Source organism: Blastocatellia bacterium (genome assembly GCA_025055075.1).
Lineage (GTDB): Bacteria > Acidobacteriota > Blastocatellia > HR10 > HR10 > HR10.
This window is the reverse complement of record JANWYV010000024.1, coordinates 1-20,823: the sequence shown is the minus strand read 5'-3', so window position 1 is coordinate 20,823 and position 20,823 is coordinate 1. Positions and strand designations below refer to the sequence as shown.

The 20,823-nt window shown below is 57.5% G+C and carries 19 protein-coding genes; all 19 read left to right on the top strand.

The features are described 5' to 3' along the window. Positions 1-308 precede the first annotated feature (308 nt). The 19 genes from NZ746_06755 (at position 309) to NZ746_06665 (ending at position 20,436) form a co-directional block, all read left to right on the top strand. Complete coding sequence (locus NZ746_06755; GenBank protein ID MCS6817062.1) at positions 309-3,068, top strand: molybdopterin-dependent oxidoreductase; 2,760 nt, start codon at positions 309-311, stop codon at positions 3,066-3,068. Positions 3,069-3,110: 42 nt separating this feature from the next. Next, positions 3,111-3,974 carry a 4Fe-4S dicluster domain-containing protein gene (locus NZ746_06750; protein MCS6817061.1) on the top strand — a complete coding sequence of 288 codons (864 nt, stop codon included), beginning with the start codon at positions 3,111-3,113 and terminating at the stop codon, positions 3,972-3,974. Positions 3,975-4,227: 253 nt separating this feature from the next. After that, on the top strand, positions 4,228-4,926 hold the full coding sequence (locus tag NZ746_06745; protein MCS6817060.1) for a molecular chaperone TorD family protein: 699 nt from the start codon (positions 4,228-4,230) through the stop codon (positions 4,924-4,926). Between the two features lie 2 nt (positions 4,927-4,928). Further along, positions 4,929-5,261, top strand: a complete 333-nt coding sequence (locus NZ746_06740; GenBank protein ID MCS6817059.1) for a carboxymuconolactone decarboxylase family protein — start codon at positions 4,929-4,931, stop codon at positions 5,259-5,261. A gap of 272 nt (positions 5,262-5,533) precedes the next feature. Further along, the gene (locus tag NZ746_06735) at positions 5,534-5,836 is read left to right on the top strand and encodes a 4Fe-4S dicluster domain-containing protein (GenBank protein ID MCS6817058.1); all 303 of its coding nucleotides are present in this window, start codon (positions 5,534-5,536) and stop codon (positions 5,834-5,836) included. Between the two features lie 2 nt (positions 5,837-5,838). After that, positions 5,839-7,023 carry a 2-oxoacid:acceptor oxidoreductase subunit alpha gene (locus tag NZ746_06730; GenBank protein MCS6817057.1) on the top strand — a complete coding sequence of 395 codons (1,185 nt, stop codon included), beginning with the start codon at positions 5,839-5,841 and terminating at the stop codon, positions 7,021-7,023. A gap of 27 nt (positions 7,024-7,050) precedes the next feature. Next, positions 7,051-7,755, top strand: coding sequence for a SagB/ThcOx family dehydrogenase (locus NZ746_06725; GenBank protein ID MCS6817056.1), 705 nt, complete (start codon positions 7,051-7,053; stop codon positions 7,753-7,755). Between the two features lie 42 nt (positions 7,756-7,797). Next, positions 7,798-9,765 (top strand): CoB--CoM heterodisulfide reductase iron-sulfur subunit A family protein, encoded by a 1,968-nt coding sequence (locus NZ746_06720; GenBank protein MCS6817055.1) that lies wholly within the window; start codon positions 7,798-7,800, stop codon positions 9,763-9,765. Positions 9,766-9,769: 4 nt separating this feature from the next. Next, a complete protein-coding gene (locus NZ746_06715; protein MCS6817054.1) occupies positions 9,770-11,155 on the top strand; it encodes a hydrogenase iron-sulfur subunit in 1,386 nt (461 codons plus the stop codon). Beyond that, entirely contained in the window at positions 11,152-12,255 is a 1,104-nt protein-coding gene (locus NZ746_06710; protein ID MCS6817053.1) for a 4Fe-4S dicluster domain-containing protein, read from the top strand. Before NZ746_06715 ends, NZ746_06710 begins: the two co-directional genes overlap by 4 nt. After that, positions 12,246-13,079, top strand: a complete 834-nt coding sequence (locus NZ746_06705; GenBank protein MCS6817052.1) for an FAD/NAD(P)-binding protein — start codon at positions 12,246-12,248, stop codon at positions 13,077-13,079. Before NZ746_06710 ends, NZ746_06705 begins: the two co-directional genes overlap by 10 nt. A 4-nt stretch (positions 13,080-13,083) precedes the next feature. After that, entirely contained in the window at positions 13,084-13,977 is an 894-nt protein-coding gene (locus NZ746_06700) for a thiamine pyrophosphate-dependent enzyme (GenBank protein MCS6817051.1), read from the top strand. Between the two features lie 75 nt (positions 13,978-14,052). Continuing rightward, the gene (locus NZ746_06695) at positions 14,053-14,634 is read left to right on the top strand and encodes a 2-oxoacid:acceptor oxidoreductase family protein (protein ID MCS6817050.1); all 582 of its coding nucleotides are present in this window, start codon (positions 14,053-14,055) and stop codon (positions 14,632-14,634) included. A gap of 2 nt (positions 14,635-14,636) precedes the next feature. Further along, on the top strand, positions 14,637-15,047 hold the full coding sequence (locus NZ746_06690; GenBank protein MCS6817049.1) for a 4Fe-4S dicluster domain-containing protein: 411 nt from the start codon (positions 14,637-14,639) through the stop codon (positions 15,045-15,047). 3 nt (positions 15,048-15,050) lie between these two features. Then, positions 15,051-15,923 carry a CoB--CoM heterodisulfide reductase iron-sulfur subunit B family protein gene (locus NZ746_06685; protein MCS6817048.1) on the top strand — a complete coding sequence of 291 codons (873 nt, stop codon included), beginning with the start codon at positions 15,051-15,053 and terminating at the stop codon, positions 15,921-15,923. Further along, positions 15,920-16,222: an MTH1187 family thiamine-binding protein gene (locus NZ746_06680; GenBank protein MCS6817047.1), complete on the top strand. Its 303-nt coding sequence runs from the start codon at positions 15,920-15,922 to the stop codon at positions 16,220-16,222. Before NZ746_06685 ends, NZ746_06680 begins: the two co-directional genes overlap by 4 nt. A 9-nt stretch (positions 16,223-16,231) precedes the next feature. Next, complete coding sequence (locus NZ746_06675) at positions 16,232-16,993, top strand: 4Fe-4S dicluster domain-containing protein (protein ID MCS6817046.1); 762 nt, start codon at positions 16,232-16,234, stop codon at positions 16,991-16,993. Positions 16,994-17,008: 15 nt separating this feature from the next. Continuing rightward, positions 17,009-18,646 carry an FAD-binding protein gene (locus tag NZ746_06670; GenBank protein ID MCS6817045.1) on the top strand — a complete coding sequence of 546 codons (1,638 nt, stop codon included), beginning with the start codon at positions 17,009-17,011 and terminating at the stop codon, positions 18,644-18,646. Continuing rightward, positions 18,646-20,436, top strand: a complete 1,791-nt coding sequence (locus NZ746_06665) for a phosphoenolpyruvate carboxykinase (GTP) (GenBank protein ID MCS6817044.1) — start codon at positions 18,646-18,648, stop codon at positions 20,434-20,436. The genes NZ746_06670 and NZ746_06665 overlap by 1 nt, the downstream gene beginning before the upstream one ends. The last annotated feature ends 387 nt before the right edge of the window (positions 20,437-20,823 follow it).

The window sequence follows — 20,823 nt, the reverse complement described above, 5'->3', positions numbered from 1 at the left end:
CTGGCCCAAGTGATTCGCCTCGGCCAGATCTCCTCGCGCCGACGAGTGTCGGTCCCAATGGCAACACGAGCCCAAAGCGCTTCAAAGAAATGCGCATTTTTGCTTTGCTCGGGGGAAATCCCCCAGCAAGGGCGGTTCGATCAATCCCGGAGGCTGCGGACTCGCTGGGAGAGATGGTTTAACCCGCTCAAATTCTTTGAGTTGCAGGCCGTCCGACCTACCAGCGCCGATAGCTCACTTTGGCATAGGAATTGCATTACTAAGCCGGCAGAAAAACGAAGGGAAATGGTCTAAGGAGGCAAAGCCATATGATTCGGATCAGACGAAGAGACTTTCTGAAGACGTGTGGTATGATCGGCGGCGCAGCCGCTCTCAGTCACCCTTTTCTCAATTCCCTTCAGATCCTCTCCTCCGAAGCGTCCACTCTCATCGGCGAGACGCCGACCATCACATGGAAGCCGAGCGTCTGCGAAGGATGCACAACCTGGTGTGCGGTGGAAATTGGTGTACAAGAAGAAGCGGGGATCAAACGCGCTGTGTGGGTCAGAGGCAACCAAGCGTCGCATACGCACAACGGCTTTACCTGTCCACGAGGTCTTCTCGCCTTGCAAGAGGTGTACGATCCCGATCGGATCAAAGTGCCCATGAAGCGCACCAATCCAAACAAAGGTCGAGGAGTGGATCCGGGATTTGTTCCCATCACGTGGGACGAGGCCATAGATATAATCGCCAATAAATTGATGGAACTCTGGCAGGCGGGAAAGAGCCATACGGTGGTCATCCTGAGAGGAAGATACACGGAGATGAATCCCATTCTCTTCAGTGACTTCGCGGCGATCTATGGCACGCCGAATAGTATTTCTCATAGCAGCATCTGTGCCGAGGCCGAGAAAGCTGGCTACCGCGACACGATGGGCATATTTGGCTATCCCGATTATGACATAGACAACGCTGATTACTTGCTGCTTTGGGGCGTTGATCCCGTGTCGTCCAACAGACTGGTTTCGGGGTCAATTGCGACCCTTGGCGATATTCTTGCAACCAAGAAAGTCACCGTCATTGATCCGAGGCTCCACACCACGGCAGCCAAGGCCCATCGCTGGCTTCCCATCAGGCCGGGAACAGACGGTGCGCTGGCATTGGCAATCGCCCACTGGATTCTCGTGCGGGGACTGTGGAATGGCGAATTCGTAGGGAAAGTCAGCGTCGGCGGTGTCGAGCAAGAGCCTGCGCCTGGGCAATTTGTCGCCGGCAAGGAATTCACGGGCACCTTTGTCGAGCGTGGCACCAAGGGCTTAGTCGCGTGGTGGAACCTGGAGCTAAAGGACAGGACGCCTGAATGGGCCGAAGCCATCACTGGAATACCGGCGGAGACGATCAAGGCCGTCGCCGAGGAATTTGCCAATGCTAAACCCAAGGCGATTTCCTGGCTCGGACCTGGCCCCTCGATGCAACCGCGGGGTCATTACGCCGGATTTGCGATTGCCGCCCTCAACGGGCTTGTTGGCTCAGCCGATCACATCGGCGGCGTGCTCCCGTGGTGGCCTGAAGTAGTACCTGGATTGACCGCGTGGCGCAGTCGGCCTACAGGTGCGCCTTACGGCAATCCCGGACCAGGAACCGCAGCCAGAAGAGTAGACCGATATGTGAAATCGGGACCAGCCGTCCCACTGGACATGCCGGCGATGTCCAAATCGCTGGGCGGCGTGGCGGTGACCAACCGCGTGGCCGATGCCATCAACGACGAATCGCCGTACAAGGTCGAGATGGTGATCGGCTACTGGCAGAACTTCGCTTTCAGTTGCTACGAAGCGCAGCGCTGGGAGCAAGCGCTCAGCAAAGTCTTTTTCGTTCAGCTTGGAACCCATGCCTGCGAGTCAACGACGTTTGCCGACATTGTGCTGCCGACGCCGCATCACATGTTTGAATCGCTGGCTTACATGGTTCAAAAAGCACGCCGGTACAACGTGCTCACATTGAACCAGAAGGTGATTGATCCGCTCTACGACGTGCGTGAGGCTGAGACGGAATTCGTTTGGCTACTGGCCGAACGCTTGCGTCGAGCGCCTTACAACTGGACGCCGTTGTGGACCTACGTTCAGAGTTACACCAAGCCGTTTGATGATGGGACGCCGGGTGAAACTGTCGGGATGGAGCCAAGAACCGCTGAGCAGTTCCACCGATTTGCCGTTCAGTTCCGCACCTGTGGCAGTGGAGCTACGGGTAAGGCCAACTGGGAGGCGTTGCTTGGTCCCTACGCGGCAACTGGTGCCAATACTGGCGTTGGCAACGGCATCCGTCAGATCACGTATGCAGCGGGATACTTCGATGAGCAAGGCCGAGGCGCACGATGGCGCAATGCGCTGGCTGCGACACCGCCCAGTCCGAACTTCCCCACGCGAAGTGGGAAGTTTGAGTTTGTTGATGTGGGCGCTCGCACAGCCGCCACTGGAAGCGATCTGAACCGGATGCTCCGAACCCACGCAGCCAATCACGGCGTCAATCTGAAAAGTGTACTGGCCGCGACCAATTATCCCGCGACGGCTAGCCGGATGACCGAAGTAGACACTGATCCGATCAATGATCTGGCGTTCATGCCACACTGGGAGCCTCCGGATGTTGCCGGTGACCCAGCCGTGTATCCCTTTATCCTGATTGATTACAAGTCACGGCTAAACCGCGAGGGAAGGAGCCAGAACTGTCCGTGGTACTTCCAGTTCAAAGCGGCTGACCCTGGCGATGAGCGGTGGGACGATGTCATCAAGATCAACCCGGCTGATGCCGCTCGCTTCGGGCTACGTGATGGACAGAAAGTCAAGGTCACCTCGCCCTCGAACCCGAATCATGGAATCGTGTGCACGTTGAAACTCTGGGAAGGAGTCGGACCCGAAACGGCAGCCAAAGCCTTTGGTCAGGGGCATTGGGCTTATGGACGGTTTGCCTCTGAGCGATTCGGTCTGAGCGCTCGGGGCGGCAGCAACAATCACATCATTCCGAATAATCCAGAGCGCCTGAGCGGCTCCGGAGCCAGACACGCGATCACAAGGGTGAGAATCGAACCCTTGTGAGGGAATCGTCAAACATAGGAGGCAAGTATGACTCAGTGGAGAATGGAAATTGACCTATTAAAGTGCACAGGATGTGGCGCATGTGGGCTGGCTTGTAAGGCCGGCAATAATACGCCATGGAGAAGTTCTGACCAGAGCTTCAACTGGGCAGATTTCTTGTTCAACACGACGGGACGATTCCCCAACACCAGGTGGCAAGCGACTCCGGTCAACTGTAACCATTGCGCGAATCCGGCCTGTGTTGCTGTGTGCCCGGTGCCTCCAGATGCGCAAGGCCGAAAGGCAGTCTACAAGATACCGGCTGGCCAGCCAGGCGCCGGCATTGTGGTCACCAACAGTGATCGGTGCATCGGCTGCCGAAGCTGCCAGCAAGCCTGTCCGTACAGCGCCTTGAGCATGACCGCTCCCATCAGCCAGAATGGAACCACAGGTCGTGCGCAATTCAGCGTCATCAGCTTCAACGCCGAAACGCCGCATCAATTCTGGAATGGCACGGAAGCGGTCATTGCCGGCGGCACAGCCACACCCAGAGAAGTGAGGACAGCCGCAGGAGGCAACGCGCCACCGAATCGGACGCGCTACGTGGGCGGTGATCTCCCCGGTTTCTCCAACGTGCGGCGTCAGGGAGCTGTGGAGAAGTGCCACCTCTGCATCCACCGGATTCTGGACAGCAACCTTGGTCCAACTGCAGGGGAAGGCGCACGGCGGCCGTACTGCGTGTTGGCTTGTCCGGCAGGCGCTAGACGACTGCTCAAGCCCGGCGAATCGCCTTCACCCGGCGCCCGCGTCTTGAAGCCGGGAAGCCGACTCTATCCGGAGTTCGTCGAGCCTAACGACCCAACAGCAGCGTGGCTTTCGCCCCAGGTCTATTACAAGAACTGGGACAAGTTCAGCTTCCGCGTGTGAACAACTGAAAATGGAGGATCGAGACGTGAGGACAGTTGGTGCGCCCCTCGGTCTTCGATCCTCCTCTGAAGGAGTTATTCATGGAGTCCCGGCCCTGCTCAGAAACGATGCGACCTTGGGAGTGCCCTTGCAACAGGAAATCCAAAATCCGAATATCGAAATCCGAAACGTTTCGGATTTGGGATTTCGTGCTTCGAGTTTCCCCGCAGGGGCAGGGCGTGCGCTCACAGGGAGATTCTTGGAGGAATCGCCAATGAAATTGCCCGACAAGTTTCTAGAGACGGAAGGCCACCGGGAAGATGTCTACAGGCTGCTTTCGGCCTGCTACTGCGTGCCGGAGCCTGAGCTGCGCGAGCCGGCGTTGCTGGATCGCTTGACGGGTTCGCTTGATGGTGTGTGTCGTGAGGCCGTCGGTTTTGCCGAGCAGATGAAAGCCGCTTTGTCCCAGTACACCGAGAGGGCGCTGCTGGTGGATTACTCAAAGCTCTTCCTCGGCCCGTTCAAACTGCTGGCTCCGCCCTATGGCTCCGTTTACCTGGAGCCGGAGCGCAAGCTCATGGGTGATTCTACAGCCGATGTGATCCGCTGGTATCAACAGGCGGGCGTCAGCTTTGATCACGCACAAAAGGACCTGCCGGATCATATCGCCGTAGAGTTAGAGTTCATGAGCTACTTGATCTGGAAAGAGAGAGAGGCATGGCGGGTGGGAGATGGTGAAGCTGCCCGGCAACGACTCGAAGACCAACAGGCCTTTTTGGCGCGGCACTTGGGAGCTTGGGTTCGAGACTTTGCCCAGGCTATCAAGGACGGAACGAGCAACCTCTTTTACCGAAGCTTGGCCGACTGCACGACAACGTTCATCGAGAGTGACCTGAGCTACTTGACAATGGTCAGGGGGGACGCTGCCCCAAGAGACAGCTCTTTCGGAGAGCGTTTGAATCGGAGGCGCTGACAATGGTGAATCAGGAGAACGAGTTGCCTCAAGCTTTGCGCGAGTTTGCCCAGAAGTACCCGCAAGTGTGGGAAGCGTATAATCAACTGGGAAAAGCCGCGGCTGAGGCCGGACCACTGGATGAGCGAACACAACGATTGGTGAAATTGGCGCTCGCAATCGGCGCCGGTCGGCAAGGAGCCGTGCATTCACATGCGCGACGCGCTTTGAAAGCCGGCGTGAGCGCCGACGAGTTGATTCATGTGGGGCTTCTGGCCATCACGACGATTGGTTGGTCGGGCGCATTTGCTGCCATCACGTGGATGATGGATGTGCTGCCCACAGCAAACGAGTGAATCGGCCTGATCGCTCACCATTGGCGAATTTTTATTGAACATGCGCTCGCCTGCAGGCTCACGCGCAGGCGTACATCATGGCATAGAGCGCCAGACAGCCCTGTGCGTGAAAGGCGCTGCGCCAGAGTGTCCGCTCTTAGGACTTGGAAACTTACGAAGACTCAGTAGAAGCTCGATTGTGACGATAGATCGCATGAGGAAGATCGCGTCAATACGGCGGCTGGAGATTGAATGATTGCACACAGGGGAGACCTGCGATGAGAAGTCCAATGATGAACCAGCAGAAAAGGCGTCAGCCGATTGTCGAGGCTCCGAAGCGACCACGCGGACGAGTCACGGTGTTGGAGGGACGGTGCAAAGGCTGCGAGTTTTGCGTTGAGTTCTGTCCCAAGGATGTCCTGGCGATGTCGCCAAAATTTAATGCGAAAGGGTATCACTTCCCTGTCGCGGTGCGAGCGGAGGAGTGCGTCAACTGTCAACTGTGCTACTACCTGTGTCCCGAATTTGCGATCTTCGTCACGGCAGTAAACGAAAGGAATGAGAATCGAAAGAACAGACTATTGAAAGAGGGTTAAGGATGCGTCGCCCAGCAGTACTGACAGGTGAACATTTTCTCTTAGGCGATTTTGCTTGCGCTGAAGGCGCGCTGGCAGCCGGCTGCACATTCTTTGCGGGCTACCCGATCACGCCCAGCACGGAGGTCGCTGAGCGGATGGCGGAGCGGTTGCCGGAGATTGGCGGTTTGTACATTCAAATGGAAGATGAGATTGCTTCGGCAACGGCGATTTTGGGCGCCGCCTGGGCTGGCGCGAAAACGATGACGTCTACCTCCGGTCCCGGTTTCTCGCTCATGATGGAAGCGATTGGGCTTGGCGTGTTGACCGAAACGCCGACTGTGATCATCAACGTGCAACGGGCTGGGCCTTCGACAGGCTTACCCACAATGGTCGGTCAGGGCGATATGATGCAGGTGCGATGGGGTTCGCATGGTCCTTATGAAATCATTGCGGTTGTGCCAGCATCAGCGCAGGAATGCTTCGATTTGACCATCCGCGCGTTCAATCTGTCGGAGCGGTATCGCCTGCCGGTGTTCGTCATGACCGATGAAGAGATCGGACACCTCACGGAGAAAGTCGTCATCCCGCCGGCGGAAAAACTGGACATCTGGCAACGAAGACAGCCTACGGTCGAGCCGCAGTTTTTCAAGACGTACCAAACCAACAGTGACCTCGTCCCGGCGATGGCGCATGCGGGCAGTCCATATCGAGTCTTTTTTGAAAGCCTCACGCACGATGATCGCGGTTATCCTGTGATGAAAGCCGATGCACACGAAAGGCTGGTCCGGCGACTGATTCAGAAAATCCACGTCAACAGACATGACATCATGCAGTGGGAAGAGCGCGACATTGGCGACGCCGAGGTGGTCGTGCTCTCCTACGGCATCTCTGCCCGCATCGCCAGACGAGCTATTGCGCTGGCGCGGTCCAAAGGCGTCAAGGTTGGTCTATTCCGGCTGATCACGGCCTGGCCGTTCCCCGACGAACGTGTGACAGCCATTTCCAAAAACATCAAAGGCTTTGTCGTTCCGGAAATCAACTATGGGCAGATGGCGCGCGAAGTCGAACGCGCCGCCGTTGACGCGTGTCAGGTGTTGCTGGTGCCGCACGCTGGCGGCGATATTCACGAGCCGGAGACAATCTTGGAAGCCATCATGCGAGTCCATCAAGGGAAAGCGCCAAGGCGAGGGGATTTGTGCTGCTGATAACCGGGCGCATGCGTGAGCATGCCAATGAACACAATGTGGGTTGTCAAGACGATGATAGCGCAATTCATCATACCAGTGACGCTGGCTGTCGCCCATGCGCCACAGAGCAAGGAGGCGGGCGAAACGGAACGGCTGCGCCTGCCCACGCCACGACTGGAGAGCGCGGTGTCGCTGGAACGAGCGTTGCATCAACGCCGCTCGGTTCGAGAATTCGACAGCAAGCGGATGATCTCGTTGGAAGAGATTTCACAACTGCTCTGGTCGGCTCAAGGCATCACGGCCAGCGGAGGGTTTCGGACAGCCCCTTCGGCCGGCGCGCTCTATCCGCTTGAAGTCTACCTGGTGGCAGGCCACGTACAAAACCTGCCAGCGGGCATTTACCACTACCAACCGGACGGCCATCAGCTCAGGCGCGTGGCGCTTGGCGACCGACGAAAGCAGATAGCTCGCGCGGCCCTACAGCAAGAGGCATTGTATGAAGCTCCTGCCACCATCGTCTTTTCCGTCATCTATGAGCGCACCACACAGAAGTATCGTGAGCGTGGAAGGCAATACGCCCTGATCGAAGTCGGGCACGCGGCGCAAAATGTATTGTTGCAGGCCGTCGCGCTAGGACTCGGCGCTGTGCCGATCGGCGCCTTTTACGATCACGAACTGCGGCAGGTGATGGGCATGAAGGGTCATGAAGAACCTATTTACCTCATCCCTGTCGGAAAGAAGCGGAGCTGAGATTTGAACATGGTCAAAACCAACGAAAGTCGGGTTTAGGTTATGGCGCGGATTGGAGTCTTTGTCTGTCATTGTGGCGAAAACATTGCTCGCACGGTTGACGTGGCGCGCATCACCGAAGAGGCACGCTCGCTGCCCGGTGTTGTCTGCGCGTGCGATTACCGCTACGTCTGCTCCGAGCCTGGACAAAAACTGATCCGTGAGGCAATCAGCGAGCATCGCCTGACCGGCGTTGTGGTCGCCGCGTGTTCTCCACTCATGCACGAGACAACGTTCCGTCGCGCTTCGGCCGCCGCTGGGTTAAATCCCTATCGAGTGGAGATGGCCAACATCCGAGAACATTGCTCATGGGTGCATCAAGACCGAGAGGCAGCCACAGCAAAAGCGAGCGAGCTGATTCGGATGCTTGTCGAAAAGGTCAAGCGCGCGCGACCGCTGCAACCGATTCGGGTTCCGATCACGCGAACGGCGCTGGTCATCGGCGGCGGCATCGCCGGCATCCAGGCGACGCTTGATCTGGCCAATGCTGGCTACAAGGTCACGCTGGTGGAACGCGCGCCGACCATCGGCGGGAACATGGCGCGGCTGTCCGAAACATTTCCTACGCTCGATTGCTCACAGTGCATCCTCACGCCGCGTATGGTGGAGGTCAGCCGCCACCCCAATGTAGAACTCTTGACCTATTCTGAAGTCGAGGAAGTGTCGGGTTACATCGGGAACTTCAAAGTGAAGATTCTGAGAAAACCGCGCTACGTGCGGGAAGACCTCTGCACCGCCTGTAACGACTGTGTCGCCGTGTGCCCTGTGTCAGTGCCCAATGAGTTTGATCGTGGCTTGAGCTGGCGCAAGGCCATCTACATTCCGTTTCCACAGGCTGTGCCCGCTGTCTACACGCTCGATGAGAAGAATTGCCTTGGGCTCAGTCCGCTAGCCTGCGAAAAATGCGCGCAGACATGCCTTCCCAAGGCAATTGACTTTGATCAAAAGCCGCAGGTGCTGGAGCGCGACGTTGGAGCCATCATCGTTGCCACTGGGTACGAGTTACTTCCTGCCGAGCAGGCGCGCGAATATGGATGGGGCGTGCATCCTGACGTGGTGGATGGCTTGGAATTTGAACGGATGCTTTCGGCTTCGGGACCGACGGGCGGAGAAGTACGTAGGCCATCGGATCATCGCGTTCCCAAGAACGTCGTCTTCATTCAATGTGTCGGTTCGCGCGACCCGGCGCACGGCGTTCCGTACTGCTCGAAGATCTGCTGCATGTATACGGCCAAGCATGCGCTGCTCTACAAGCACAAGGTGCACGACGGTAGGGCCTATGTTTTCTACATGGACATCCGCGCCGGCGGAAAAGGATTTGAAGAGTTCATTCAGCGCGTGATGGAACAAGAGCGCGTGCTTTACATTCGCGGGCGTGTTTCGCGGGTGATCCCGTTGGATGGGAAGATGCTCGTGCAGGGAGTTGACACGCTCAGCAATCAAAAGGTTGAAATACCGGCAGACCTGGTGGTGCTGGCCACGGCCATGGTGGCATCGTCGCAAAACGGCCTGGCCAGCAAACTGCGCATTGTCGCCGATGAGCACGGCTTTTTCAAAGAAGCGCATCCGAAACTGCGTCCCGTTGAGACGCTGACTTCAGGCGTGTTTATTGCCGGAGCGGCGCAGGCTCCGAAAGATATTCTGGAGACGGTCGCGCAAGCAAGCGGCGCTGCCAGCAAGGCGCTGGAGCTCTTTTCCAGAGGTGAGATCGAGCGAGAGCCGACCGTGGCGCGCGTCAACGAAGCGACCTGCGTGGCCTGCTTCGATTGTCGTCGCGTCTGTCCTTTCGGGGCGATCGAAGCAAAAGAAATTCGCGACAAACAAGGACGCCTCATGAAAACCGTTGCCGGTGTCAACGAAGCTGTCTGTAGCGGATGCGGCGCGTGCGCCGTCGCTTGTCGCAACCACAGCATGGACCTGCTGGGATACACCGACGAAGAGATATTCTCAGAGGTGTTAGCTCTAGCATAGGATTATGAAAGACCAGGTCGAACGGAAAACAAAGATTGCTGCCTTCGTCTGCAACTGGTGCAGTTACGCCGGCGCAGACGCTGCCGGGACGAGCCGCCTGCAATACGACGACGGCGTGCGCATTATTCGATTTCCTTGCACAGGGCGGATTGATCCGCTCTTCATCATCAAAGCACTGGAACAGGGCGTTGACGGCGTTTTGGTCTCCGGTTGCCATCCTGGCGATTGTCATTACGCGACCGGCAATCTGTTGGCGCGGAGGCGATTCAACATCTTCCGCAAATTGATGCTGTTTTTGGGACTGGATGAGCGGCGGCTGCAATTTGCCTGGGTTTCGGCAGCCGAAGGCGCGAAATGGACAGCAGTGGTCAATACCGTCGCCGATGAGATCAAGCAGTTGAGCGGCGAACCATTCACCTGGGCAACGCCTCCTGCCGACGGTAAAAAGGCACAATCACTGCGCGAGCAAATCGCAGCGATTGAACAGGCTCACCGCGTTGCATTCCAGGAGTCAAGTATTGAAGCCCAGGAAGCCGCCATGACGCAGCAATTGCGGCAACAGGCCAAGCAATTGTTAGACGCGAGCGAGGTCAACGCTGTGCTGGGCTACACCAGTGGAACGCTCCCCCAAACAGCGAACTCATTCTTCGCATTGTCGCCAGACGTCGCCGATCAACTCGTTTGGAATCGCTACTGTCAGACGAATCTGGCTGTGTACCTGACCCGGCCGCTCGTTCGCAAGCTTGGTAAGATCGCCGTGGTCGTCAAACCGTGTGATGCGAGGGCCGTCGTCGGGCTTCTGCAGGAACATCAGATTCAGCGCCACGAGGTGCATCTCATCGGTATGGTGTGTCAAGGCGTTGAGACGGGCGGAGCGATGGCACTGAAATGTCTCTCCTGCACGCAGCGCACGCCAACGTTGTATGACACGCTCATCGGAGCAGGCGGTGAACGACCGACCGCTTCGAGCAATCCACTGGACGAGATTGTTCGCCTGCTCGACAACGCCTCGCCAGAGCAACGATGGAACTTCTGGCAGGACGAATTCAGCCGCTGCATTCGCTGCTATGCGTGCCGCGCGGTCTGTCCTTTCTGCTATTGCGAGACGTGCATCACCGATAAACATCGGCCACAGTGGATCACGCCAAGCGCGCAGCCAGAAGGAAACACGGCCTGGAATATCATTCGCGCCGCGCACTTGGCAGGCCGATGCGTCGGTTGCAACGAGTGCGCTCGGGTTTGCCCTGTCAACATACGATTGGACATTCTCAATCGAAAGATCGCTATCGAGATTAAGAACGAATTTGATTATGAAGCGGGACAGTCGGTGGAGAGCGCGCCGCCACTGGCTACTTATCGGCCCGATGATCAGCAGGAGTTCATCCGATGACTCTTTACCTGATTCAAGAGCAGTATCTGCGTGACTGGTTGGCTGAGATCATAGCTACCGGCAGACGCGTGATCGCGCCTCAATCAGAGAACGGCCTTGTCGTCTATCGTGAGGTCACCCGCGCCGAGACGATTGATCTTCACGCGCGCGCCAAGCCGGACTTCTCGTTCAAGCACATACTCTTCCCGCAGACGGAGACCGTGTTTCGGTACGAGTGGAGAGAGCGAAGGCCCGTTGTTGAAGATGCTGCCGCAGAAACGAGCGCCGACGCGGAGAATGCTAGCGCATCCGTCCAAGGCGAGGTGGTTGTTGTCGGCGCCACGCCGTGCGATGCTGCTTCGCTGCTTGTGTTGGATCATGTCTTTCTTGCTGATCCGCCTGATCCGTTCTATGCGCGGCGAAGAGAGAACCTCATCGTCATCGGGCGTAGTTGTTCGCATGCGCAGCCGGAGTGCTTCTGCACGACGGTTGGCCTGTCGCCTGTTTCGACCCAGGGCTGCGACATCTTCCTCATGCCGCTCGGAGCTGATCTGTGTGATGAACTCGATATTGGTTCCGGATTTGTCGCGGAAGTCCTGAGTGAAAAGGGCGAAGCACTGGTGGCCAATGTGAAGGCTACGTGGGTTAAGCCGAACGGCAGCGACCACAGCACCTGGTTGAATGAGCTGAAAGCCGCTCACCTGCGCGCCGTGCAGGCGGAGATGCTGCCTCGACGGGCGCTCACTCCTTCGCCAGATGAGCTGAAGAAAGATTTCGAGCATCCCGCCTGGGAAGAGATTGCCCGCGCCTGTTTGAGCTGCGGCGTATGCGCGTTCGTTTGCCCCACGTGTCATTGCTACGACCTGTCTGAAGAGCGCCAGGGGCGCATCTGGAGCCGCTGCCGGAATTGGGATTCCTGCGCGTTTGGCTACTTCACCCTTCATGCGTCGGGGCACAATCCACGTCCAACCGCTCTGGAGCGGTATCGGCAACGGGTGATGCATAAGTTCTGCTACTTTCTTGAGGCCACCGGCGCCAATATGTGCGTCGGGTGCGGGCGCTGCGTTAAATTCTGCCCTGTCGGCCTAGACATTTATCAAGCGAGAGCGCGATGGCCATGAAGAATCCTTACGTACCGAGTATTCTCACGGTGGATGAGATCCGGGATGAGACGCCCGATGTCCGCACGCTACGCTTGCGCTTGCCGAGCAACGGCAGCCGACTGAGCTGGCGCGCCGGCCAGTTTGCCCAATTTACTGTATTCGGTGTCGGCGAGTGCCCGTTCACGTTTGCCAACTCGCCGACACGCGCCGAGTACGTCGAATGCACATTCAAACTGATGGGCAAAGTGACCGGCGCATTGCGCGAGCTCGCCGTCGGAGACGCGGTCGGCTTGCGTGGTCCCTATGGGAATTTCTTCCCGCTGGAGAGCTGGCGCGGACGCAATTTGATCTTCGTCGGGGGCGGCATCGGGATGGCAGCGTTGCGAGCGCCTTTGCAGTTTGTGCTCGATCATCGCAAGGACTATGGCGAGATTCTCATCCTCAATGGCGCGCGGACCGTGGCTGATCTCGTCTACAAAGAGGAGATGAACGAATGGAGCGCGTTTGATGGCGTGAAACTCATTCGCACGGTTGATCCCGGCGGGGAGACGCCGGAGTGGGACGGCGAGGTCGGACTGGTGCCGCACGTGTTTGAAAAAATCGCGCCCACGCCGAGCGATTCAATTGTCATCACCTGTGGTCCGCCCATCATGATTCATTTCATGCTGCTGACACTGGAAAAATGCGGCTATCCCAAAGAGCGCGTCGTGACGACGTTGGAAAACAAGATGAAATGCGGATTCGGAAAATGCGGACGTTGCAACGTGGGCAGCGTCTATGTGTGCAAAGATGGACCAGTGTTTACAGCAGCGCAATTGGAGCGACTGCCCAAGGAGTTCTAAACCTATGCCAATGGTACGCGAGGAACGCTCGATAGAATTCATCGAGGAAGAACGGTACGAGGATGTGCTGGAACAGCTCGTTCACCCGGCAGAATGGGCGCTGCGCGTTGATCGTATTCCGCACATTTGGTGTTCAGGCTGCGGAATCGGAACGGCTTTGGTTGCCTTCATCGAAGCATTGAAAGAGCTGCAGATTGATCTGCATAAGCTCTGCGTCGTCTCCGGCATTGGCTGCACCGGGCGTGTGGCCGGCTATATGCACTGTAACAGCTTCCACACGACACATGGTCGCGCCATTCCATTTGCCATCGGGTTGCATCTTGTCAACCCGGAGTTGAAGGTCGTGGTCTTCAGCGGAGACGGCGATATTGTGGCCATCGGCGGCAACCATTTCATCCATGCTGCGCGGCGCAATGTGGACATCACGGTGATCTGTGTGAACAACTTCAACTACGGCATGACCGGTGGACAGAGCGGCCCGACGACTCACATGGGCGGAAAGACCACAACCACGCCTTACGGGAATGTTGAGTACGGGTTCAATCTGCCGCTGCTGGCGGCAGCCAGCGGAGCCACCTATGTCGCCCGCTGGACAACGCTGGACCCACGACGACTCCGACACTCGATGGTCGAAGCGCTCAACAAGCGAGGTTTCTCGTTCGTGGAAGTGATCTCGCCGTGCCCAACCAATTACGGCAGGCGAAACAAAATCGGCGAAGCGATCGAGGAGATGCGCTACTACCGGGAAAACACCGTTATCAAACATAATGCCTCGTTTGACGAAACAGAACTGAGGCTGGGCGGTCCCATTGTGTGTGGGAGGTTCGTTGATAAGGAAAAGCCTACGTTCCTTGATCTGGTGCGGGCCGAAATTGATCGAAAGGCTCAACAGGAGTGAACCATGAGAATGCTTGAGCTGCCTCAGAGACGCTGGGCAAAAGAAAAGGCAGCCCCCTTGTCGGTGAGGTGAACCATGAGAATGCCTGAGCTGCTTCAGATACGCATCAGTGGATTCGGCGGTCAGGGTGTCGTGATGATGGGATACGTGCTCGGAAAAGCCGCCTCCATTTTCGAGCAGAAAAACGCCACGCTCTCCCAATCGTATGGGCCGGAATCGCGCGGCGGCGCGAGCGCCTGCGACGTGCTCATCTCGCCTGATGAAATTGATTATCCAAAGGTCACTGAGCCGGACGTTTTAGTCGTGCTCTCGCAAGACGCCTATAATACCTACGGACGAAAGCGCCCGCAGCATTGCACGTTTATTATTGAGGAAGAGCTGGTCGAACTCAGCGACGAGGACAAACAGCAGACCGTCTACGCCATTCCGGCCACGCGGATGGCCGAAGAATTAGGCAAAAAGATCGTTGCTAACATGGTGATGTTAGGATTCGTAGCAGCCATCACTTCGTGCGTGGGCAAAGAGGCGCTCAAGCACGCAATTGCCACAACCGTGCCTAAGGGGACGGAGCAGCTCAATCTCAAAGCATTCGAAGCCGGCTATCAGTTCGGCGTTTCGGTTCAAGAGATGGACTCCGTCACCCTTGCCGTGAGGTAACCATGCGCGCGCTCATTCACAAAAACAACATGCAGGAGAAGGACCTGCTTCGTGAAGTCGAAGAACTGAGCGGCCAGAACCTTTATGCCTGCTACCAGTGTGGCAAGTGCACGGCGGGCTGTCCGCTTGCGTTTTCGATGGACATTCTGCCACATACGATCATTCGATTGATGCAGCTTGGTCAACTGGAACCCGTGCTCAGCAGCAATACGCCTTGGCACTGCGCGGCGTGTCTGACATGCTCTTCACGCTGTCCGAAGGGGGTTGATCTGGCGCGTGTGATGGAAGCATTACGCGCGCTGCTGATTCGCGCGGGATACGCGCCGATTCAGGTCTTTCGCTTGCCAGCGGAACTGGCGGCTCAGTTGCCACAGCAAGCAGCCGTCAGCGCGTTGAGAAAACATTCGGGGTGAAAAATGAAACTGCTCTACTATCCAGGTTGCACGTTGCGCACGGTCGCCCAGACGTTCGACCTCTCGGCCAAAGCGGTGGCCGCTGCGCTGGATATTGAACTGGTGGAGCTGACCGATTTCACCTGCTGTGGCGGCCTATTCCCGCAGACGACCGACAACCTTATGTCTTTGCTTGCGCCGGCGCGCGTGCTGGTACACGCGCAACGCACCGATCCTGCACAGCGCCTGATGACGCTCTGCACGTTCTGCTACAACACGCTCAAGCGCACCCATTACACGCTGGCGCAGGATGCCCAAAAACGCGCCATCGTCTCCGAATATCTGGAAGAACCCTATCGAGCTGAGGTCCGGGTGGTGCATCTGCTGGAGGTGCTGCGAGACGACATCGGCTATGAAGCGATCAGTCAGAAAATCGCGGCCAACGGCGCTGTGCAGGCCCTTCAGGGCGCGCGCGTCGCTCCGTATTACGGTTGCTTGTTACTGCGACCTTCAGACGAAATCGGCATGGACGACCCGGAACAGCCCACCATCTTGGAGGACCTGCTGCACACGCTCGGCTGCACCGTAGTGGACTTTCCCTGGAAGACTGAGTGCTGCGGCTCGTTTCTCTCGGTCAGCAAGCCGGAACTGGCGCGTCAATGTTCACAAACGATTGTTCAGCGGGCGACCCAGCTTGGAGCCGAGATGCTTGTGACAACCTGTCCGCTTTGCTCCTACAACATCGCCTATATGGGACCGAATCATACGGCGATGACGGTCGCGTACTTTACCCAGCTTCTGGGCTTGGCGCTGGGGCTCGATCAGGACCAACTCGGCTTGCGCACGGACGCGCTTCACCAACAGATGACCTCACAATGGAAAGGAGGAGCAATATGAAGGTGATCGCTGACTTTTCATTGATTCCGCTCGGTGTTGGCATTTCGCTTTCACCATACATCGCCGAGTGCGAGAAGATTCTCAAAGAAAGCGGATTGAAGATTCATCTGCATGCGCATGGAACCAATATTGAAGGCGAATGGGATGAGGTCATGGCGGCCATTCGGCAGTGTCACGAAGTGATCCATCAGCGCGGCGTGCCGCGCATCTCCAGTTTTGTGAAGATCGGAACCCGTGTTGATCGCGATCAAACGATGGAAGACAAAGTGCGCAGTGTCGAAGAAAAATTATCAGGATGAGAGGCGCTTATGGAAACACTCGTTGAAGTGCTCGAAAAACAGAGCGAATTGAATGAAGCGGTGCAGCCTCGCCTGATCAGCATCTCGATTGCCGGCAAGCGCTACGCCGTGCCGGAAGGGCTGACAATCCTGAAGGCGCTGGAGTATGCCGGCTACCGACTCGTGCGCGGCGTTGGCTGTCGTGGGGGCTTCTGCGGCGCATGCGCCACGGTCTACCGGGTCGCTGACGATTACCGTCTGAAGATCGGCTTGGCCTGCCAGACGATGATCGAAGAGAATATGTACCTGACGCAGATTCCCTTCTATCCCGCGCAAAAGGCGACATACGACCTGCGGGCGCTGCGCCCTGCTGGCGACGTGTTCATCCGTTTTTATCCGGAAATCCTCCGCTGCTTACAGTGCAACACCTGTCGAAAAGTTTGTCCCCAAGACCTTGACGTCATGCGCTACATCGCCGCCGCGCAGCGGGGCGAGGTAGACCGCGTCGCCGATCTGTCGTTCGATTGTTTACAGTGCGGCCTGTGCGCGAGCCGTTGTCCGGCAGAGATCGCCCACTACCACGTGGCGCAGTTGGGAAGGCGCTTGTACGGACGGTATCGGCAGCCACTGGCGGCGCATCTGAGCCGACGTTTGGCAGAAATCACCGAGGGGCAGTTCGATGATGAACTGTCCAGATTGCAGCGCATGAGCCGACAGGAGTTGGAGTCGCTCTACGCGCAGCGCGAGATTGAGCCGGAAGAAACCACGCCGGCAAAGAAAGACGAAGATTAAAAGGAGCAGAATGCTATGCCATATCCGGAATGTATGCACGCTTCGCTTCTTGCAGTCGAGGCCACGCGCGCTCGCCGATTGAAAGAGACCATGCCCCGCATGTCGCTCGCTGCAAAACAGCAGGTGCTGGAGTCGTTTCATCCCGACTATCGAGCTGAGAGCTTTCGGCCACTGGCCGTTGGGCCGAATAGAGGTGACCGCGTCCCTCACGAGCTGGCCGACCTGCTAGAAGCTCGCAGCCGCATTGATCCGGCCATGTTCGATGTGACCCGCATTGACTACGATACTGACGTGTTGATTCTGGGCGGCGGGGGCGCAGGGACAGCAGCCGCATTGACAGCCGCGGAGCAAGGCGTCCGCGTGTTGCTCGCCACCAAATTGCGCTGGGGCGATTCCAACACCATCATGGCGCAAGGCGGCATCCAGGCCGCAGACAAGGAGAATGACTCGCCCGCTCAACATTACCTGGACCTTGTCGGTGGAGGCGGCTTTGTGAATATCCCGGAATTGGCCCGCGCATTAGTGACAGACGCGCCGGCTATCATCCGCTGGCTCGAGGAGCTCGGCGTCATGTTCGATAAGGAGCCGGATGGAACGATGCGCACCGTACATGGCGGCGGCACGTCGCGCCGACGGATGCATTCGTGTCGTGACTATACCGGCATGGAAATCATGCGCGTGCTGCGCGACGAGGCTCGCAATCGCGGCATCCAGGTCCTGGAATTTTCTCCAGCCGTCGAATTGCTGCTGGACGAGTCCGGCCAGTGCGCCGGCGCGATCTTGTGTGATCTGGAGACGGAAGAATTCTTTGTCGTGCGCGCGCGCTCGACCATCATCGCCACCGGCGGCATGGGACGATTGCACGTGCAGGGATTCCCCACGACCAATCATTACGGCGCCACAGCCGACGGCATCGTACTGGCATACCGAGCAGGCGCCCGACTCGTCTTTATGGACACGGTTCAGTACCATCCCACCGGCGTGGCCTATCCCGAACAGATTCTCGGTCAACTAGTGACCGAAAAAGTGCGTGGCTTAGGCGCTCAGTTGCTCAACGTCGAAGGCGAGCAGTTCGTCAACGAATTAGAGACGCGCGATCTGGTCTCAGCCGCCATCATCCGGGAATGCACTCAGCGCAATCGTGGCGTCGTCACACCCACCGGCATGCTCGGCGTCTGGCTCGATACGCCGATGATTGACATCAAACGCGGACCCGGAACGACAGCGCGAGCGCTGCCCGCGATGGTGCGACAGTACAAACGCTACGGCATTGACATCACCAGCGAGCCGATCCTTGTCTATCCTACACAGCATTATCAAAATGGGGGCATCCTGATCAATGAACGAGCTGAGACCAGTATCCCAGGTCTCTATGTGGCTGGTGAAGCCAGCGGCGGCGTGCACGGGCGAAACCGTCTGATGGGAAATTCCTTGCTCGACATCCTTGTGTTTGGCCGTCGCGCCGGGCAAACGGCCGCGCGCGCCGCTCTGCAGACCAGACTCGGAGCGCTGACGCTGAGGCACGTTGAGCAATACCATCACGCGCTGGCTGCCACCGGCAGCCTCAACGGGTTGATCGCCCCGATGATTCTCCCGGATTATACTTCGCCGGCGAGCAAGATTCGGCGCCAGGGCGGGATACCGATCGGTTGATGGGATTGACACAGAATCAAACCAATTTTAGTCCTGAGAGGAAACGTATGAACCACACAGACCTGAATGCATGGGTTGATCAGGCAGCAGCACTGACCACACCCGACAACATTTACTGGTGCGATGGGTCGCAACAGGAATATGACCGCTTTATCGAACAGGGGTTGCGAGACGGAACATTCCTGGAGCTAAACCGGCAAACGTATCCCAACTGCTACCTGCACCGCAGCCACCCACAGGATGTAGCTCGAACCGAGCATCTGACGTTCATTTGCACGCGCCATCGCGATGATGCAGGCCCAAACAACAACTGGATGGACCCCGCCGAAGCCAAAGAGAGAGTGGGAGCGCTGTTCCGCGGCTGCATGAAGGGACGAACAATGTATGTCATTCCCTACTTGATGGGACCGGTTGGTTCGCCTTACAGTCGCGTCGGTGTGCAGGCAACCGATAGCCTCTATGTCGCCGCCAGCATGCATATCATGACACGGGTGGGAAAGCCTGCATTGGACCACCTGAAGCAGACCAACAACTTTGTGCCGGGGTTACACTCCGTTGGCGACCTGTCGCCGGAGCGCCGGTACATCCTTCATTTTCCTGAAGAGCAATTGATTTGGAGCTACGGCTCGGGTTACGGAGGCAATGCGCTGCTCGGAAAGAAATGCTTCTCACTGCGCATCGCCAGTTGGCTCGCGCGACAGGAAGGATGGATGGCCGAGCACATGCTGATTATCGGGTTTGAAGAACCGAGCGGCGAGATCACCTACGTGGCTGCTGCATTTCCGAGCGCCTCGGGCAAGACCAATTTCGCGCTTATGCTCCCTGCGTTGGCGGGCTATAAAGTCTGGACGGTCGGCGATGACATCGCCTGGATGTTCATTGACGAGGAAGGACAATTGCGAGCGATCAATCCCGAAGCCGGCATGTTCGGCGTCGCTCCCGGCACCGGACCGCACACCAATCCGGTCGCGCTGGAGATGCTCAAGAAGAACTCGCTGTTCACCAACGTCGGTCTAACCCCGACGAAGGAACCGTGGTGGGAAGGCATCGGGACAGAGCCGATGGAAGGACTGGTCAACTGGAAAGGAGAACCATGGAAACCCGAAGGCGAGCCGGTCGCTCATCCAAACTCGCGGTTCACCACGCCGCTCCGTCAATGCCCGATCATCTCGCCGCACTGGGAAGACCCCAAGGGCGTCCCGATTTCGGCCATCATCTTTGGCAGCCGGCGCTCAGCCGTCGTGCCACTGGTGATGCAGGCGCTCTCCTGGCAACATGGAGTCTTTATGGGCTCCGGCATGGGCGCCGAGACGACCGCAGCAGCCGTCGGCCGTGTGGGCGTCAAGCGGCGTGACCCGATGGCCATGCTTCCCTTCTGCGGCTATCACATGGGCGACTACTTCCGCCACTGGCTTGAGATGGGAAAGCGCCTCAAGAAGCCCCCGCTCATCTTTCGCGTCAATTGGTTCCGAAAGGATGCTGAAGGCGACTTTCTCTGGCCCGGATTCGGAGAAAATGCCCGCGTGCTGAAATGGATCGTAGACCGCGTACGCGGTAAGGGCGAAGCGAAGGAAACACCCATTGGCCTCTTGCCAACGCCTGACGCTATTGATGTAAGCGACCTTCCACTGAAACCGGGAGCAATGCAAGAGCTCACCTCAGTGGATGTGCCGGGCTGGCTCAATGCTGTCCGTGAGCTGGAAGAATTCTATAGCCAGTTCGGCGAGCGACTCCCACAGGAAATCACGAATGAACTGAAACAACTCGAAGCGCGGTTGCAGGCGATGTAGACAAGCCGCGCCGAAAACAACGACCCTGTGCTGGACCGATAAGGAATGAAATGCTGACCAAGGGTTCGCTCCGCTTATCAGCTTGTATGATTTTGCCGCGTGCCGGACTGATAAGGAATGAAATCCTGATGAAGGGAGTCAGTGAATGAGTTCCGCTTCTGGATGCTTTCGAGCCGTTGATCAACAATGCGTCACTGAGACGGGTCAAGTCAGCGCCAGGCCTGACACGACCTCGTATCAGATAACTGTCTCGCCTATGATCTGAGTTCTCTGGTGTTTCAACTTTACTTCTGGAGGTGATCTATGAGTAGAACCATCAAACGCAATCTTAAATTCGTGATCGTGGTCTTTATTATGGCTCTTGGCTTGAGCATTCTTTATGATGCC

What these genes read in the sequence shown, in the direction of transcription:
- NZ746_06720 (MCS6817055.1), top strand. Translation starts at nt 7,798, where the DNA reads ATGGCGCGGATTGGAGTCTTTGTCTGTCATTGTGGCGAAAACATTGCT.
- NZ746_06685 (MCS6817048.1), top strand. Translation starts at nt 15,051, where the DNA reads ATGAAACTGCTCTACTATCCAGGTTGCACGTTGCGCACGGTCGCCCAG.
- NZ746_06665 (MCS6817044.1), top strand. Translation starts at nt 18,646, where the DNA reads ATGGGATTGACACAGAATCAAACCAATTTTAGTCCTGAGAGGAAACGT.
- NZ746_06690 (MCS6817049.1), top strand. Translation starts at nt 14,637, where the DNA reads ATGCGCGCGCTCATTCACAAAAACAACATGCAGGAGAAGGACCTGCTT.
- NZ746_06675 (MCS6817046.1), top strand. Translation starts at nt 16,232, where the DNA reads ATGGAAACACTCGTTGAAGTGCTCGAAAAACAGAGCGAATTGAATGAA.
- NZ746_06735 (MCS6817058.1), top strand. Translation starts at nt 5,534, where the DNA reads ATGAACCAGCAGAAAAGGCGTCAGCCGATTGTCGAGGCTCCGAAGCGA.
- NZ746_06705 (MCS6817052.1), top strand. Translation starts at nt 12,246, where the DNA reads ATGGCCATGAAGAATCCTTACGTACCGAGTATTCTCACGGTGGATGAG.
- NZ746_06710 (MCS6817053.1), top strand. Translation starts at nt 11,152, where the DNA reads ATGACTCTTTACCTGATTCAAGAGCAGTATCTGCGTGACTGGTTGGCT.
- NZ746_06745 (MCS6817060.1), top strand. Translation starts at nt 4,228, where the DNA reads ATGAAATTGCCCGACAAGTTTCTAGAGACGGAAGGCCACCGGGAAGAT.
- NZ746_06740 (MCS6817059.1), top strand. Translation starts at nt 4,929, where the DNA reads ATGGTGAATCAGGAGAACGAGTTGCCTCAAGCTTTGCGCGAGTTTGCC.
- NZ746_06755 (MCS6817062.1), top strand. Translation starts at nt 309, where the DNA reads ATGATTCGGATCAGACGAAGAGACTTTCTGAAGACGTGTGGTATGATC.
- NZ746_06670 (MCS6817045.1), top strand. Translation starts at nt 17,009, where the DNA reads ATGCCATATCCGGAATGTATGCACGCTTCGCTTCTTGCAGTCGAGGCC.
- NZ746_06715 (MCS6817054.1), top strand. Translation starts at nt 9,770, where the DNA reads ATGAAAGACCAGGTCGAACGGAAAACAAAGATTGCTGCCTTCGTCTGC.
- NZ746_06695 (MCS6817050.1), top strand. Translation starts at nt 14,053, where the DNA reads ATGAGAATGCCTGAGCTGCTTCAGATACGCATCAGTGGATTCGGCGGT.
- NZ746_06700 (MCS6817051.1), top strand. Translation starts at nt 13,084, where the DNA reads ATGCCAATGGTACGCGAGGAACGCTCGATAGAATTCATCGAGGAAGAA.
- NZ746_06730 (MCS6817057.1), top strand. Translation starts at nt 5,839, where the DNA reads ATGCGTCGCCCAGCAGTACTGACAGGTGAACATTTTCTCTTAGGCGAT.
- NZ746_06725 (MCS6817056.1), top strand. Translation starts at nt 7,051, where the DNA reads ATGAACACAATGTGGGTTGTCAAGACGATGATAGCGCAATTCATCATA.
- NZ746_06680 (MCS6817047.1), top strand. Translation starts at nt 15,920, where the DNA reads ATGAAGGTGATCGCTGACTTTTCATTGATTCCGCTCGGTGTTGGCATT.
- NZ746_06750 (MCS6817061.1), top strand. Translation starts at nt 3,111, where the DNA reads ATGGAAATTGACCTATTAAAGTGCACAGGATGTGGCGCATGTGGGCTG.